This window comes from Streptomyces sp. NPDC059037 (genome assembly GCF_042740015.1).
GTDB lineage: Bacteria > Actinomycetota > Actinomycetes > Streptomycetales > Streptomycetaceae > Streptomyces.
In genome coordinates, this window is record NZ_JBHYIG010000002.1 from 61,941 (window position 1) to 76,931 (window position 14,991).

Sequence of the window (14,991 nt, forward strand, 5' to 3'; positions counted from 1 at the left end):
GTCAGGCCAGAACGCGCTTGAGGCACTCGCCGATCCAGCGGGCGACGTTCACCGACACGGCGTTACCGGCCTGTTCGGTCTGGGCGGCCTTCGTGCCGACGACCTCGTACTTCTCGGGGAACCGCTGGGCCGACAGCTGCTCGCGGGGCTGGAGCATCCGGAAGTAGCAGTCCTCGATGGCCGTGGCGCTGCGCACGATCGCCGCCGAGTCGTGGGTGGACAGCGTGTGGAGGGGTTCGGCCGCGGTCTTGACGGCGTTGCCCTTGCGGTAGGGGATGACGAGGGTGTTGCGCGCCCGGTCGCCACCGATCCCGTCGGGCACGACCAAGCCGTGGTGACGGGCGGTGGCGAGGGTGGACAGCGGGTTGTCGATCGGCGCGGCGTCGCAGTTGTTGCGGTACTCGACGATGAACGGCGCCGGGTCGACGGTGACCAGGGCCTCGCTCTCGCGGGTCAGTCGGGTGCGCATCGGGGCGTCCACCGTCGTGACGGTGTCGTTCCAGGTGCCGCCGACCGGCACCAGCAGTCCTTCACCGAGCTTGGCTGTGCGGGTCGGCATCGGCCGGGTGCTCGGGTCGAAGGCCCGGTCGGTGCCGTCCTGGCCATGGGTGAGGGTGATGACGCTCGGCGAGTACGCGAACTTGGCCAGGCCCTTCTCGATGCGCTGCATCGTGGTGGGCGCGAGCGGCTTGGTGCGGTCGCCGATCCGTCGGCCGATGTTGTCCCACAGGATGATGTCGGAGGCGGGACGGACGTACGGCTCGACCACAGCGCGCCTACACCGGGTGTTGGGGCAGCGGTAGTTGTACTCCTGCTGGTACTTGCCGACGCGGACCTTCGCATCGAACCAGCTCTGGCGGGCCTTGACGTCACGCCCGCACTCGACGCAGTACGCGAGCGGGCGCGGCGCCAGGTCGGGGCGGCGTACGCCTTCGAGCGTGAACACGACATAAATGCGATCGCGCCACTGAGCGGCGTAGGCATTGGTCTCCGAGCCGACGTGGGCGGAGGAGACGGAGACGATCTGGATGCGGTAGCCGAGCTTCTTCATCGCCCTGATCCACTCGGGGAACAGGATCCAGTCGGTGATGAACTCGGTGACGTTCTCGACCACAACGCATGGGAACCGCTTGGCCTCGGCGGCGCGCAGGACGCACCAGGCCGTCACCCGGGTCTTCTCGAAGGCTTCGGGCGGCAGCTCGCGCCACTGCTCCTCTTCCTCGAACAGGGCTTCCTGCGTGGGGTTGGGTGCGCGCTTCTTCCCGCCGGCGGGGCTGAGCTCGGTGCAGATGACCGAGGCCCACAGCACCAGGGCCTTCGGGAGCCAGCGCATGGGGTAGTTCTGGATGTCGGCGCAACGCGCGGCTGCGGTCGGATGGTTGAGCTCGAAGGTGTCGATGGCGGTCTGCCAGTGGTTGATGCCGAGGATCGGCTCGAACCCGGCTTCGAGCAGACCTTGGCCATCTCCCCCCGCTCCACAGAGCAGGTGGATAGATCGGGGCACGGTGGTGGGTCTCCAAGATGTGGGGCCGCCCGGCCCGGTGAGGCCGGGCGGCCGTGGTCAGGACTAGTCGAAGGCACGCAACGCGCGGTGGTGGTGGCTGTCCTCGACACCGAGGGCGGTGAACGCCCCTAAGGCGAGGGCGCACGCGATCAACAGCCAGATCACCGGTCCGCGCCCCCGGTGCGGCGCGGACCGCGGCGGGGCCAGTCAGTCATCGCTGCGGGTGAGACGGAGGATCGTGATGTGTCCGGCGCTCTCGAACAGCGCCAGCGGGTAGACGTCCGGCTCGGACCGCTGCCAAACGCGGCGGTAGCCCTCGTGGTCGGTGAGTCGGTAGGACCACTCCTCGAAGCGGGCCGCCGCCACGGCCGCGCCCTCGATCCCGGCGTTGCTGTTGTGGCTGGCGCCATACGGCGCGGTGTGCGTGGCCGACACGATCAGCCGGGGTGTGCGTCGGTGGCCCACGGCGAGGTCGAGGCGGGAGAACAGCGGGACGAGGCTGGTGCCGTGGTGGGCCTGGGGACCGTTGGGCGTGGAGTCATAGAGCACGGTGTGGCAGTCGGGACTGTCGGCGCGCTGCCTGACGACACTCCAGCCGGTCACCTCGGCGGGGTCGGCGGGCAGGCTGTGTTCGGAGGCGATGATCAATTCGGTGCCATCGGCGAGGTCGGCGCGGACGTGGAACTCACCGCCGCCCGTCTCGATGTCCGTGACCCACCCGCCATAGCGGAGCGGGGTGATGACGTGCTGGTAGCCGTGGAAAAGCCGCTGCCACAGCGGGTCGTTGAGGCGGTTGTGGTCGGGCAGAGCCGCGAGGGTGGTCATGTGGTCTCCAAGAGGATGTGCACGGCGGGCGCACAGAGAGTGCACCAACCGTTGGAAAAATGTCACCTATCTGAGGTCAAGCAGATCTCAGACGGTGGGCAGCTCACTGCGGGCGAGGATCTGCACCGACCACATCCGGGCGCCGCGCGTAACGACGCAGCCGATCAGGCGCCCCTCATGGGGCAGGACGAAGCCGCTGCCACCCTCCTCCTCGCTCAGGGCACCCACGAGTGCGCGGACGCCGTGCTCCGCGCACTCGGCCGAGCAGTACAGGTGACCGTCGAGCCGGGGGGCGAGGTGAGGGCCGTGGATCACTTCAGCGACGACGACGAACACGTCGGGCGCCGGGCTGAGCGTTTCAGTCACAGGTGGTCTCCAAGAGGCTGATGAGTTCGGCCAGTTCCGAACTCTCACTTATATCTTAATGGCAGATACCGGAGCGTCAATGTTGTCGATCTCGCGAACGCCGCTGATCCCGCCGGGAGTTGGCGCCCATCTCGCGCCCTACGCGGGCCAGGTCGCGCACACGCTGGCGGGCCATCTCCACGGCCTGCGGGTCCGTATCCGCCACACGGCGCTCTTGCTCATCGAAGAAGTCCCGTAGCCAGTCCTGCTGGACACGGTGCTCGCGGTCGGCAGCATCGCGCCGCGCCTCCTCACGCCTGGCGCGCGGATTCGTGCCGCACCCGCGGCAGTTCCTCACCGGCTCGGCGTGCTTCGGGCAGCCCGTCCGCTGCTGCGCTCCGCGCCCGGCCCTCGGCTCCCCTGCGGCGTCAGCCGTGGGGGTAGGGGGGATGGGAAGAGAACAGGAAGAAGGAGGAAGAGAAGGGGTTTCCCCAGGGGAACCCGCTCGGTTTTCCTGCGGCAACCCTCTGGGTTCCCCCGCGGCAACCCTGCCCGGAGCCGGATCAGGGTTCCCCTGGGGCAACCCTGTCTCCGAAGCGGCTTCGGCAGCGGCCCGCCCCTCTTCCCTCGCCGCGACGTCCTGCTGCGTGCGGGCCGCCGACGACGGCTTCCTGCGCCCTGCCTTCCGGGCCAGCCGCGGGTTCTTCGGGGCACGCTGCGCCGCACGGCGTCGCTCGCTCAGCTCCTCCGTCGACGGGATGGGCGGCACGCCGTACGGGAAGACTCTGTACTCCGCGCGGCGGCCGACACGGCCGATCGTGACCCGCTCGACCAGGCCGAGCCCGACGAGCTGCGTGACGACCGTGATGACCTGCTTCTCCCCCACGCCGGCCCAGGCCATCATCCGTTCCAGGCCCGGCCGGGCCAGCCGGGTCTGGTCGTCGGCCGAGTCCGCGATCTTCATCAGGACCGCCTTCTGCGTCTGGTTGATCACCTCCTTCGGCAGGTAGGCGGCCGCCACCATCATGTGGATGCTCACCGGCACCTCTCCGTCGTTCCGTACGGTTCGCGCCGCGCTGCTGCAGGGGCGGGGCGCATGTCGGCCCCGCCCCCGCCGGTTGGCGCGATCAGGGCTTCTTGTTGGCGGTCACGTTGATGCTCACCGTGGTCAGCCGGTCGTGGTCGAGGCGTGTTGGCACGGGAATGCCCACGTCCTTGAGCATCGCCTTCATAGCTGCTGTGTCCGGCGCCATCGGTACTTCCAGTCCCGCGCGGCGGTACAGCGCGACCATCGCCTCGACGTCATCGGCCTTGGTCGGGTTGCCGCCGCTCCACTTCAGGACGTTGTCGCCGTACGCGCCGGGCTCGGAGCCGTCGAGCTTGGCGCGGGCGAGCTTCTGCCGCTCCTTGAGCGGCTTCATCTGCTCGCCCGCCTCGACGTACTCGGCCAGCGCCTTGGCGCGGTCCGCGTCGTCGTGGATGAGCTGGCTCTGCGGTGAGCGCCCGGCGACGAGCGGCCCCCAGCACGCGGTGCGGAACGGGCAGTGGTCGCAGATCGCACTGATTCCCGGGCCCTGGAAGGTGCGCGGCAGCTCCTCCGGTGTGGAGGCGGCCCGCACCTGCTGGACCCACCAACGGGCACGCCGAGCACGCTCGGCCTCGTAGGCGATCTCTTGAACGTGGTCTTCGCCGTTGTCCCTGTTGATGAACCGGAAGCGGATGCGGGCGACCGGCACCGGCCCCAGGCGGGCGAGTTGGCGCTGTCCCTTGACGCTGGCGAACCCCTCGCTGGCGAGAAGGTCGGCGTACAGGTACACCTGCCTCAGCTCGGCCTCGCTCGCGCCGTACCGAAGGACGTTGTCCCACTGGTAGGTGCTCTTCGTCTTCACGTCCTCGACCGTCGTCTCCTGGGCGGGGAGCGCGGGGCGCAGCCTCTTCGGGAGCCGGGAAGCAGTCGTGCTGTCGAGCTGGACGGCGTCGATGTGGCCCCGGACGCTCTCATCTTCGACACGGCGTTCGATGATCCAGCCGTACTCCTCGCGGGCGGCGTCGAGTATCCCGGCGTGCAGCCAGGTGCCCAAGATCGCCTTGCGCTTCTCGCCGCCATCGGTCGGGGTGCGGCCGTGCAGGAGGTATCCGGCTCGGCGTGCGCAAACGGTGTCACTGGCGCCGAGCTTGGTCTGCTGGGAGCGGGGGCGGCGTGCGTCCGCCGCGGGCGCGGCGGGCCACAGGCTGACGGGCCGCTCGGGCGCGATGGCCAGGGTGGTCACGATGATCTCCAAGAGGATTAAGGGTGCGGCAGGGGTCAGGAGGCGGCGCGGCGGGGCTCAGCCCGCTTGCGGGGCTTGCGCTTCGGCGGGGCCGCGTCCTGCTCGGCCTCTGCGCCGGCCGCAGGGGCGGGGGCCGCCTTCTTCGCGGGACGCGCCCGCTTCTTCCGCTCGGGTTTGTCCGCGCTCTTGTCCGGGCCCGCGGTCGCGCGGCCATCGGCGGGGTTGCCCTTCGTATCCCCGCCAGAGTTCTGTCCGGCTTCGAGCCCGGCGGCCTGCCGCAGGAGTCGGGTCGCTTCCTCAGCTTCACGGACGACAGCTTCGGCGTCCGCCCGCTCCATCTCCTCGTCCACAAAGACACCAGATAGATCCTGCGGCGCAGTCATGCGGAGAGCCCCGGCCTCGGCGCACTTGCGGAGCATGTGGGAGGGCATCTGCTGCCACATCTTCGCCAGGACGTACGAGCCCGACTTACGGTCGTAGTACGTCGGGGCGAACTCGCCCCAGACGGCGGTCATGGGGAACCGACTGGAGCCGCGCAGGACGGTGACCTTGACCGCAGCCGGGCACACCTTCGACAACCAGACCTCGTGGGCGTGACCTTCGGAGTCGTAGTAGACGGTGTCCTCGTAGGAGATGGACTCTCCGGCCTTCGCCGCCACTCGGTGGGCAACCGTACGGAATCCATCGATGCCGGTCTGGATGGTCCAGGTCTTCTCGGGCTCGTCGGGGTTGTCCGCCGCTTTCCAGTTGGTGCGGCCGATCATGTAGATCTGCCGCGCGAACGGATCGAGCCCGGTCCGCACGCAGTAGTGGAAGAACATGGCCAGGTGGCCGCGCGGGGCATTGGCCAGACCGGGGCTGACCAGGGCGAGCGTCGAGAGCTGTTTGTGGTCAAACTCTTCCTGGTCGGCGCGCAGGACGATGGCGCTCGGCCGGATGGCCGGGCTGGCCGCCTGGGCCGATTCGACCACCGTGCCCTCCGCGGCGGGCTCGGCGGGTTGTTCGTCGGTCACGATCTCTCCAAGAGGTCAGTCGGTCCGCAGACTGCGGACCTCGAATGCGCGCGCCCAGTCGGGGTGGCGCTCGATGAGCAGCCGGACGTAGCGGCTACGGAAGTTGTTGTTGAGGCGGAACTCGTCGCCCTCGGTCGCCGTGACATAGCGCCAGCGCAGGACCTCGAAGAGCATCCCGATACCCACGCGGCTCGCGCCGTGCTTCAAGTAGTCGACGGTCAGGGCTTCCAGGGCACGGAGCACCCAGGGGTTGAGCTGGTGAAACGACTCGAACTGGGCCTGGATCGACGGTGCGCTGCCCTCGGGCTGCCGCACCGTGTGGAAGACCAGGCCCGGTATCTCGTCCTGGACGGTTGCCATACCCACCCCCTGGTGACCGATTTCAAGAATGTCACCTATCTTGAGGGTTGGAGGCGAGATGATCAACCCCACCGCGATCAGGCCCGACTTCACTCCCGACCCAGGTCAGGCGGAAGCCTGTTCGGCCGCATCCTCCATGCGCACCTCGCGCGCCTCGTTGACCTGCGAGACATCCCGCAAGACTCGGACGGCGATGTTGGAATCGGGATTCTTGAGGACGTAGAGCAAGAGGGCGCTCTCGACGATCAGGGTCTCATTGGGCTCCATGACGGCGACGTCACCGCCGCCCGGCGCGGTCAGGAACTGCACTGATGCCTCCTTGGTGAATTGCGGCCCCCACAAAGGGGATTACTTATATCTTAATGGCAATTCGGGGCAAAGTACAGGTTTGCGCAGGTCAGACGGCCTTTCGGGCGTGACGGCCTCGGGTGAAGACGCGGCTGCCGGGCCCGTCGTACGTGCCGTCCCGCAGAGCGGTGACGACCGCCTCGTCCACGTCCCACGGCACACTCCGCGCGCTCTCACGCAGCGCAGGGACAGCCTCGAGAACGGTCTCCAGCATCCAGAGCCTCGACCCGGACAGCAGCCAGTCACTCTCGGGGAACCGCCCCGTCGCGATCGTCGTGGCGAGATTCCCCTGCGAGGGCAGGTGGAACATCTCGATGATCTCCTGCTGTCCCACGAGCGGAGGCAGTTCGTCGCCCAGGTCGGGTTCCCAGCCTTCCCCCTGCTCCGCGATGATCCGGGACTTAGCGTCGAAGTCGACCTGCCGGAACCGCGTGGTCGTCGTCCCCCAGCGAACCGCGTAACCGAGCGGCCAGTAGCGCACTCCGCTGACAACGATGGCGGTCGACGGGTCCAGCACGCGGCGGCTCGGCGCCAGCCACTGGGCGACCATCTTCGGATCGACGCGGTACAGCGTGGCGAACTCCTGGTGCCCGACCAGATACGGCTTACGCCTGTTCATCCCCGTCCTCCGCTGTTGGTCCTGATTGCAGTGGGCAGCGTAGCCGCACGCGCGCGGGCATGCGCAGCGGTCGCTGCTATGGTGGCGGCGGTCTTTCCAAGAGGACCAAACGGCCCCCGCCTTGGCGGGGGCCGTGTGCGTTCACGAGCCGCTAGGAGCCGAGTTGGCGGGCCAGGCACGCACAGAGACTCCGCACACACGATCCCTCGTTCAGGCAGAATGGGGCGTCGCATAGATAGTCGGGCGAGGGGGGAGCCGATGGCTACGGGGGGCACGGGCACCACGCGTGGCGGGCCTCCAGAGCCAGACCCCAGTACACCGCTGCCAGACCCGGAGCCTCCAGGTTCACGTCGTCATCCGTGGCAGAGCTGGTCCTCCACCACCAAAGGCGCCGTGATCACCACTGCAGGAACGGTGATATCTGCGCTCATCGCAGGGTTATTCATGCTTGCCCAGACTGGCGACGACCCTAGCGATGGTCACGGCGCTCGCAGTGACCGCAGCCGACCAAAGTTGGCCATCGAATCATGGACGCAGGCCCCTGCCGCTGCCTCCTCGCCAGGGCATACCTACACCTTCGAGGGAACCGTGACCAACCCGCCGAAGTGGTCAGTGGTACGCGTGATCCTCAAGGTTGCGAACACCGAGTTCAAACCTGACAGCAAGGACAAGGGCAGCAAGTGGCTCGTCTCCCCAAAGGCTGACATGCTGCGCGGCGGCAAGTGGCGAGTGAAGTGGACTCTGAAAGAGCCACCACCGAACGGAAAGTGGGAGGCTGTACTCGCAGACACAAGAATCACGGATCATCTATGCGCGCCCTGCCTCAGCCACGTGGAGTTGCTCCGGCGTTACGGACCAGACGCAGGCCCGTTCATCGTAGACACTGCACGGGCCGACGGGTCTCCTTGAACCGGGCGCCTAACCTCCTCTCCTAAATGCAGAATCACAGAACGCCCGCCTACGGGCGGGCGCCATCAGCGACTGCGTGCCTCCTGGCTGCCGGAGGGCATCTCATCCACGCGCCAGGCTGACCACAGTAAGCGCCACTGCGGTGATGCTGGCCAGCACGGCAACGGTCGGCAGTGGCCACCGTGTCTTCTCCAGCGTGCTCACCCGCTCCTCCAGCTCCCCCACGGCCTTGTCCGTCTGGTCATTGCGCTGGACGAGCAGCGCCAACTGACCGTCGATCCGCGCCAATCCGACCTCCAGAGCCGAGCGGAGCTCGGCTAGTGCGAGAGCGACCTGTCCGTCGGGCACGGCTTCCTCCTCTCCTCTCGCCAAGGCCGGTCAGTACTTCGGGGTGGCCGGGTCTCGCTTCACCGGCAGCCACGATGCCGTTCCCGGCCTGCCCAGGGCGGTGCCGAGTGTGGATTTCAGGGCGGCGAGCGCCGCGGGTATCGCAGAGACCGCGGCGGCCTGCCACGCCGACAGCGAGACCATGTCCGTCGTGCTGGAGGCTGCCATCAGGCCCAGCAGCGACTGGAGGTAGGTGGCGAGGGTGCGCTCGGCTATGTCAGCAAGGGCTTGCGGCATCGGGTCGGACTCCTGTTTCGGGGTGGTCGGGGTTGGTTCAGCGGCGCCGGCCGGGTGCGGGACCCGCAGCTCCGGCCAGGTCTGCGGACCTGGGATGCCGTCGGCGTCGGCGCCGTGGTGCCCGCGCTTGATCTGGTAGGCGGCGTACGAGCGGCGGTGCGCGTCGTTCCAGACCTGGCCGGGCGTCGTGTCGTAGGAGTCGCAGCCTTCGGCGATCAGGCGCTTGGCCATCGCGGCAATCACCGGCGAGGCGCGGCCTTCCCGGAAGAACTGAGCGCCCGGGTAGGCCGCGTACTTCGGTGTCGGCTTGGGCTTCGGATCTGGCTTCGGCTTCGGGTCCGGCTTGGGCTTGGGCTTGGGGGCAGGCTTCGGCTTCGGGTCGGGTTTCGGCTTGTCCTCGCCCTTGAGGTGCCGGGCAACCCGGGCCCGGAAGTCGTCCATGTCGATGCCGCCGGGGTCCGGCTTGGACGGCTTCCACTCCTTGTGGCCGATGACGCTGTGCTCGTTCCACCCGTGAGCACGGCACACTGCGGCGGCAGCCCGCGCCATCGCGTCCAGCTGCGCCGAAGGCCACGGTTGGTTGCCTGTGTTGATGCACTCGAAGCCGTAGAAGTGCCGGTTGCCGTCTGTGTCTTCCTCGTTGTCGCGCGGGAGCTTGGTCTTCTCCCCGATGACGGCGAGCAGGACATCCGTGTCGCCCATGCCGGCGTGGTTGGTCCGGCCGTAGCCGACTAGGTGAATCGTTCCGGAGCGGTCGATCACTCCGTGACACAGAGGGCCGGGGAGGTCTTGATAGCCGACGCGGCAGAGCTCAGCCATGTCGGACTCGGACGAGTACGGCCCCGTGTGATGGATCATGACCCCGTTCACGGGGCCCCAGTTGCCGTGGGTGTTGCGATTGTGGGTGCGCCATTTTCCGTGCTCGACCACGCCAAGCCCGGCGCCCTTCAGCGCGGACAAGAACCTGTCCGCGCTCAGCGGTGTAGCCACGCGCTTCGCCCTTCTCCCCTGCGTCAGTTGGCAGTCGGCCGTGGCCGCCGCAGCGGTCCGGTCCCTCGGGAGTGCGAAGCGGGTGGAGGGTCACCTAGGCGTCATGCTACCGCTGGTGACCTGTCGCACCGAGCCTTGAGCGAATCTCACGAACGATGACGGATTGCAGTTCGTCTCATCGAAGGTCAAGTGCACAGGACAGGGCGTCGTGGCAGCGGACCGTAGCTTGCGTGTCCGCCGCGCCCAGGATCGGCTAGAGATCCACGCTGCCTCTCCGGCCTAGGTGCTCGTAGCGTTGGTGTGGCGGCCGTCGGCGAGCCGAGTCATGGTGCGTTTCGAAGGGCCCAGCGGTGGTGGCCCGCTGGCTGTCGGCACACGCCTGCAGCACAACTGCAACGCGAACTAGGCGCTTTCCCGCGCCAAGATCTGCGATTCTCCTCGTGACCTTTGGAGACGATGGCAGGAAGGACGCGGGGATGAGCGGTAGCGGGGGCGGGGCGCCATGGAATCCGTACGGAGGACAACCGCCGGGACCGGGTGCACCACCCGTGCCGCCGGCGGGCCCGTGGCCGCCGGGTCCGGCGCGCCCCCCGCTGACCTTCCGACGTCTCTTCAATCCGATCGCTGTGGGCCGCGCGGTGTTCACGCCGTCCCGACCGGACCGGGTGAACGACCCGATGGTGAAGAAGGTGCAGGTCATACGGACGGTCCTCGGCCTGATCTCGGTCACGTGGATGCTGGTGTCCTACGGGCTGGCGTCGGACGCCGACTCCCTTCTGGACGACCGTTTCGGCCAGATCCGTACCACCCTCATCACCCTGGCGGTTACGTTCCCGATCGCCGTCGCCATCTTCATCGCGGCGGCCCGCCCGCCCAACCGGCGCCTGTTCCTGCGCCGCGTGGCCAAGCCCGCCGGGGCGCTGCTCGCGTTGATCGTCACGCTCGCCGTGCCAAGACTGATCACGGGCCTTGGTTACGTGACCGAGGACACGAACTGGACGGCGTCGGCAGGGCGGGTGGCGCTGCTGTTCGCCCTGGCTGTCTTCATGTTTTTGTGGCTCGCCCCCTTCGGCTTCTACGGCATCGCGCAGTCACTCGTGCACGTCTTCCGCACAGCGGACCTCCACGAGACGGTTCCACCGCTGCTGGCGACGCTGCTGGTGTGGGAAGTCGCCCTCTTCGACGTATTCCGCGGTGCCTACGACGGTGTGCCGTTCGCAGTGCGGATGATCTTCATTCTGGGAGCCCCGCTGACCGTCACCGCCGTGGCGATGTGGGAACTGCGCCGCCTGCGCACGCGACACGGCATCACCCTGCGCGCGGCACTGCTTCGCTGAACCGCCGCGACGGAGGCTACCCGTTGGATCTGCTGCTCCCGATCGCGGGCGCAGGTCAGGCGTCGTCGTGGTCGGTCCGTACCGATGTGCCGTCTAGGCTGATCCAGGACGCCCGGACGCTGCTGCCGCCCTGAACGCGCAGCCGCACCAGGCCCTTCGGGTCGATGTCGAGCTGGAGGGTGCGCCGTACCGCATCGGAGGCGACGTCAACCGTGCGCGGCGCTTGGGGCCAGTAGCCCTCGGGCAGCAACGCGACAAGCTGCTCGTCGACGGCCCGGCCGTCGATCAGTCCGATACGGCCGCTGAATTCCGTCGTGTCCCAGAGGTTGGCGCGGAACTGCGGCGGCTGCTCCTCGTCCGGGACGTTCGTGTCGCCGGTCAGCGGGAGGTCGCGCCACTCCGGGTACGGTGCGCGGCGGGCGCGTTCCAGGGCAGTGACCCGCCTCTCCAGCTTGGCCAGTCGGCGGCCGAGATCGGCAATCGTGTCCGGCATCTACTCGTCTCCTCCCTCGCCCGCCTCGTCCTCGGGCTTGTTGCTGCGCTCCAGCTTCAGCGTCACGCGCTCGGCGGTCTCTCCCTCGCCGGGCCGTACCGTCCAGCCGACGATTCGGCACCAGCCGTCGTGCTCGGTGTGCGGCTCGAACAGGCGGATCCGTACGTCGTCCCCGATACGCAGCGCGTGGATCGGGGCGGCAGGGTGGTCGATGATCTCCAGCTCGGCCAGCGAGGGCAGTACCTGACGGGCCAGCCGCTCGCGGCGGGCCCGCTGCTTCAGCTTCGCCTCGTCCTTCTCGCTCGTCTCCAGCCGGTGCTCCAGGCGCAGGCGGCCGTTGCGTTCGCCGTCCACGACGACCTTGCGCTTCTTGCCCTCGCCCGCGCCGAGCCCGATGACCCACTGGGCATGGGAGTCGGCGTCCTTGATGACGTGCGGGGTGCCGACGATGTTCGCACCGGTGGTGAACGTCAGGTCATCCCGGCGTCGGCCGAGGCGCGGCGCACCGAGGATGACGCGCCGCTCCGCGCGGCGCCCGCTCCAGGCCACAGTCTCCGACCACTCCAGGCCGTCGTCGATCTCGGCCATCTCATCGACCATCTCGCCGAGGTTGCGCGGGTCGGTCTTGGAGGTGGTGTACGGGTGCTTCGCGGTGCCGGTCTTCGCCTTCGACTTCGTGTCGTCCACGCTCACGCCGAGGTCGCCGTCCGGCTGGGCCTGGGCGTAGGCCCATACGTCGCGGATCACCTGGCACGGGTCGGCCTCGATGTACGGGCCGCGGCCGTCAAGGTTGCCGTGCAGGTCGAAGCGGCGGTGGAGGTAGCTCGTGAAGCCGGAGGCTTCGACGGGCAGGGTGTTGCCCTCTGGTTCGGCGCGCCACAGCAGCCCTCCCCAGGCGATGCGGGCGTCGCGCTCGACCAGGAGCACGGTGTCGCCAGCGTCGAGCGTGTCACTGAGCGAGCGGCGAAAAGCGGTCGGCAGGGACGCCTTCAGCGAGCCGGGCCCGGAAATCTCCCGGCCGTACTCGACTTCGCTCAGCGGCAGGTTCCAGTGCAGGACGTCGCCGGTCGCGGCCCGCGCGACAATGTAGCGGTAGTCGGCCATCGTCACGCAGGCCCTTCCGTGAACGCGACGTCGAGCGTGACCGTCGTGCCTTTGGCCACGTTCAACTCGCCGTCTCCATACTTGTCGTTCTGGTTGATCTCGACGGCCAGGTGCTGGCGGGTGCCCCGGTAGGCGGGCGGCACGGCGAGCGTGTCGGCCAGGGTCATGCTGGAGCGGCGGGTCGTGGTCCCGTCGTCGTCCACGACGGTCGGCTTCGCGGCGCGCTCCCCGAGCCGGGTCCGCAGCTCGGCGTACACGGAGCCTCCCTCGGCGCGCAGGCCGGACAGGGTGATGACGATGGTGGCGGTGGTCGCCCAGGCCGGGATGTCGAGGTCCCAGGCGGCTTCCTTGGGCCATGCCGCCCACTGGCCGTGCTTGCCGGGTACCTCCTCCGTCTTGGTCGGGTGCGCGGTGCGCAGGGTGCGTTCGGTTCGCGGGTTCGCGATCTGCCGCAGGTCGGCGATCATGTCGGCGGATACTGCCGCGGTGTTGCGCGGCAGGGTGATGCGAGCCAGAGGGATGCCGGTCATGTCCTCGGGCACGGTGGCAACGTCGTGGGCCACGCCCTGGACGACGTGGAAGTAGCCGATCTCCTGGGTGCGGGGGTCGCGTTCCCCTTCCCACTCGGGGTCCTCGATCCGCAGGACAATTAGGTCGGTGCGGGCGAAGGCGCTGGTCGGCTCGACATCGACCCGGGCGTCACCGATGTTGCTCTGGGTGTAGGACCCTTGCCACGGGCGGGCGCCGTGGATGAGGGCGGAGCCGTCACCGACGCGGACACCGGGGCCGGGAGTCTCCAGCGGCCGGACCTTCAGGTCCCCGCTCTCCGCGACGCCCTGCCGACCTCGGGCGAGGTCGCGGATCATCAGGCGCAACGCGCGGGCGGAGTGGTCGGCCCCGCGCACCATCATCGGGGGTTGCAGCGTCACGAGTGCTCTCCGTTCACAGGGTGGTGTACGCCGACCGCCACGCCACCTCGAGGCGCGCGGTGCCGGACGGGTCGTTCGCGCTCCACGCGAGTTCGGACCGTCCGGGCGGGAGGGTGAACAGGTCGAGGCGGCTCGTGGGGCTGAGGTCGTTAGCGACATTGACGGTGCCGTTGCGCAGGGCCCAGCAGGTGTTGGGCCGGGTTTCCATCTCCACCCACTCGCCGTCGCGCAACGACAGGTCGAGTTCGAGGACGCGGCCGGTGGCGGTGTTCCAGATCCGAGGGCTTGCGACCGGGCCGTGCACGCGCAGGCTCGGGTGCGTCGGCGCGTCGCCCTGGTTTGTGATCCAGCCGGGCCGGTCGTCGGCCGGGCGATGGTTCGGGTCGGCCGGAGGGCGGCATGCCGCGCCCCGGTCTATCGCCTCGTCGACGGTGCGGTCCTCGCCGGTGGCGCGGGCGGCCTGGTCGAGGCCGAGCGTCAGCTTCGACAGCTCGTCGTCGTACCAGCGGGGGATATCCAGGCCGACGAACTCGATGTCCAGGGGTATCCACCCGTGCACGGCGGTGGCGGTACTGGTGGCCTCCATGCGGCGAAGTCGCCCGTACATGCGGCGCGTTGAGTGGCCGGGCCACCGGCCGCGCAGAACGTGGCGGCCATCCGGAGCGGTCCGCGCGTCGGGTGCATCCAGAGCCCGTTCCAGCCGGGCGAGGATGTCGGCGGCTTTCACTGGGTCTCCGGGCGTCTTGATGCCCGCCTCGAAGCGGATGGGACGGGGACCGTAGAAGTCCCGGCCCGGCGCGGTGCCGTCGCCGTTCGGGTTGTCGGCGTCCTGCGGCCTGGTGGCCGGTGCGCCGAGCCCTTCGATGTCGCCGACCGGGACGTAGCTGCCGGTGCCGAGGACGACGCCGCCGATCTCGTACTGCCACGGGGCCAGCGGCGGCGGGTTCTGCTTCTGGGCTGTGTTCATCTCAAACTCTCCCGCCTCGCTGCGCGTTGCGCAGGGTGCGCATCATCTCGGTGCCGATCTGCTCGGGGGTGGCGGCGCTGTCGGAGACGGTGACCGGCATGGAGCCGATCAGTGGCTGTTGCTCGCGCACGACGACGACTTGAACCCGGCCGCCGGCTCGGGCGTCGACCACGCGGGTGCGGGCCCGGTCGCTGCCGGTGCGCAGGTCGAAGGAGCGCACCACGCCCGCCATGGCCGCGACGCTGCGGGCCTGCTTGAAGGAGCTGGCGAGCATCGGGTTGTAGTCGCGGCCGCGGCTACTGCGGACGCCGCCGTTGGCGTACCACTCGACCTGGCCGCCGAATCGGCCCACGA

At 68.9% G+C, this 14,991-nt stretch carries 17 protein-coding genes; 1 reads left to right on the top strand and 16 read right to left on the bottom strand.

Annotated elements, in window-relative coordinates; all coding sequences use genetic code 11:
• Position 1 precedes the first annotated feature (1 nt).
• From ACFWY6_RS00855 to ACFWY6_RS00905, 11 genes are all read right to left on the bottom strand, one after another.
• Positions 2–1,504, bottom strand: a complete 1,503-nt coding sequence (locus tag ACFWY6_RS00855; RefSeq protein ID WP_384684610.1) for a DNA cytosine methyltransferase — start codon at positions 1,502–1,504, stop codon at positions 2–4.
• Positions 1,505–1,711: 207 nt separating this feature from the next.
• Positions 1,712–2,329 carry a hypothetical protein gene (locus ACFWY6_RS00860; protein ID WP_384684613.1) on the bottom strand — a complete coding sequence of 206 codons (618 nt, stop codon included), beginning with the start codon at positions 2,327–2,329 and terminating at the stop codon, positions 1,712–1,714.
• 87 nt (positions 2,330–2,416) lie between these two features.
• A complete protein-coding gene (locus ACFWY6_RS00865; protein WP_384684616.1) occupies positions 2,417–2,695 on the bottom strand; it encodes a hypothetical protein in 279 nt (92 codons plus the stop codon).
• Positions 2,696–2,771: 76 nt separating this feature from the next.
• Complete coding sequence (locus ACFWY6_RS00870) at positions 2,772–3,713, bottom strand: helix-turn-helix domain-containing protein (protein ID WP_384684618.1); 942 nt, start codon at positions 3,711–3,713, stop codon at positions 2,772–2,774.
• 88 nt (positions 3,714–3,801) lie between these two features.
• The gene (locus ACFWY6_RS00875; RefSeq protein ID WP_384684621.1) at positions 3,802–4,956 is read right to left on the bottom strand and encodes a PD-(D/E)XK nuclease family protein; all 1,155 of its coding nucleotides are present in this window, start codon (positions 4,954–4,956) and stop codon (positions 3,802–3,804) included.
• 23 nt (positions 4,957–4,979) lie between these two features.
• Positions 4,980–5,957 (bottom strand): recombinase RecT, encoded by a 978-nt coding sequence (locus tag ACFWY6_RS00880; RefSeq protein ID WP_384684624.1) that lies wholly within the window; start codon positions 5,955–5,957, stop codon positions 4,980–4,982.
• A gap of 15 nt (positions 5,958–5,972) precedes the next feature.
• Positions 5,973–6,317 carry a hypothetical protein gene (locus ACFWY6_RS00885; RefSeq protein ID WP_384684626.1) on the bottom strand — a complete coding sequence of 115 codons (345 nt, stop codon included), beginning with the start codon at positions 6,315–6,317 and terminating at the stop codon, positions 5,973–5,975.
• 105 nt (positions 6,318–6,422) lie between these two features.
• Positions 6,423–6,626 (bottom strand): hypothetical protein, encoded by a 204-nt coding sequence (locus ACFWY6_RS00890; protein ID WP_384684629.1) that lies wholly within the window; start codon positions 6,624–6,626, stop codon positions 6,423–6,425.
• Between the two features lie 88 nt (positions 6,627–6,714).
• On the bottom strand, positions 6,715–7,284 hold the full coding sequence (locus ACFWY6_RS00895) for a hypothetical protein (RefSeq protein ID WP_384684632.1): 570 nt from the start codon (positions 7,282–7,284) through the stop codon (positions 6,715–6,717).
• Positions 7,285–8,295: 1,011 nt separating this feature from the next.
• A complete protein-coding gene (locus ACFWY6_RS00900) occupies positions 8,296–8,565 on the bottom strand; it encodes a hypothetical protein (protein WP_384684635.1) in 270 nt (89 codons plus the stop codon).
• Positions 8,566–8,571: 6 nt separating this feature from the next.
• Positions 8,572–9,807, bottom strand: a complete 1,236-nt coding sequence (locus ACFWY6_RS00905) for a peptidoglycan-binding protein (RefSeq protein WP_384684638.1) — start codon at positions 9,805–9,807, stop codon at positions 8,572–8,574.
• Positions 9,808–10,445: 638 nt separating this feature from the next.
• Here ACFWY6_RS00905 and ACFWY6_RS00910 point away from each other — a divergent pair.
• The gene (locus ACFWY6_RS00910) at positions 10,446–11,144 is read left to right on the top strand and encodes a hypothetical protein (RefSeq protein ID WP_384684641.1); all 699 of its coding nucleotides are present in this window, start codon (positions 10,446–10,448) and stop codon (positions 11,142–11,144) included.
• Between the two features lie 55 nt (positions 11,145–11,199).
• Here the strand turns inward: ACFWY6_RS00910 and ACFWY6_RS00915 are convergent, their stop codons facing one another.
• The 5 genes from ACFWY6_RS00915 to ACFWY6_RS00935 all read right to left on the bottom strand — a co-directional run.
• Positions 11,200–11,637 (bottom strand): hypothetical protein, encoded by a 438-nt coding sequence (locus ACFWY6_RS00915; RefSeq protein ID WP_384684644.1) that lies wholly within the window; start codon positions 11,635–11,637, stop codon positions 11,200–11,202.
• Positions 11,638–12,747 (bottom strand): hypothetical protein, encoded by a 1,110-nt coding sequence (locus ACFWY6_RS00920; RefSeq protein WP_384684646.1) that lies wholly within the window; start codon positions 12,745–12,747, stop codon positions 11,638–11,640. It abuts the gene before it with no gap.
• The gene (locus ACFWY6_RS00925; protein WP_384684649.1) at positions 12,744–13,670 is read right to left on the bottom strand and encodes a hypothetical protein; all 927 of its coding nucleotides are present in this window, start codon (positions 13,668–13,670) and stop codon (positions 12,744–12,746) included. The genes ACFWY6_RS00920 and ACFWY6_RS00925 overlap by 4 nt, the downstream gene beginning before the upstream one ends.
• Before the next feature lie 13 nt (positions 13,671–13,683).
• Positions 13,684–14,637, bottom strand: coding sequence for a phage distal tail protein (locus ACFWY6_RS00930; RefSeq protein ID WP_384684652.1), 954 nt, complete (start codon positions 14,635–14,637; stop codon positions 13,684–13,686).
• A 1-nt stretch (position 14,638) separates the two neighbouring features.
• On the bottom strand, positions 14,639–14,991 hold a 353-nt coding region (locus ACFWY6_RS00935; RefSeq protein WP_384684655.1), incomplete at its 5' end, for a hypothetical protein.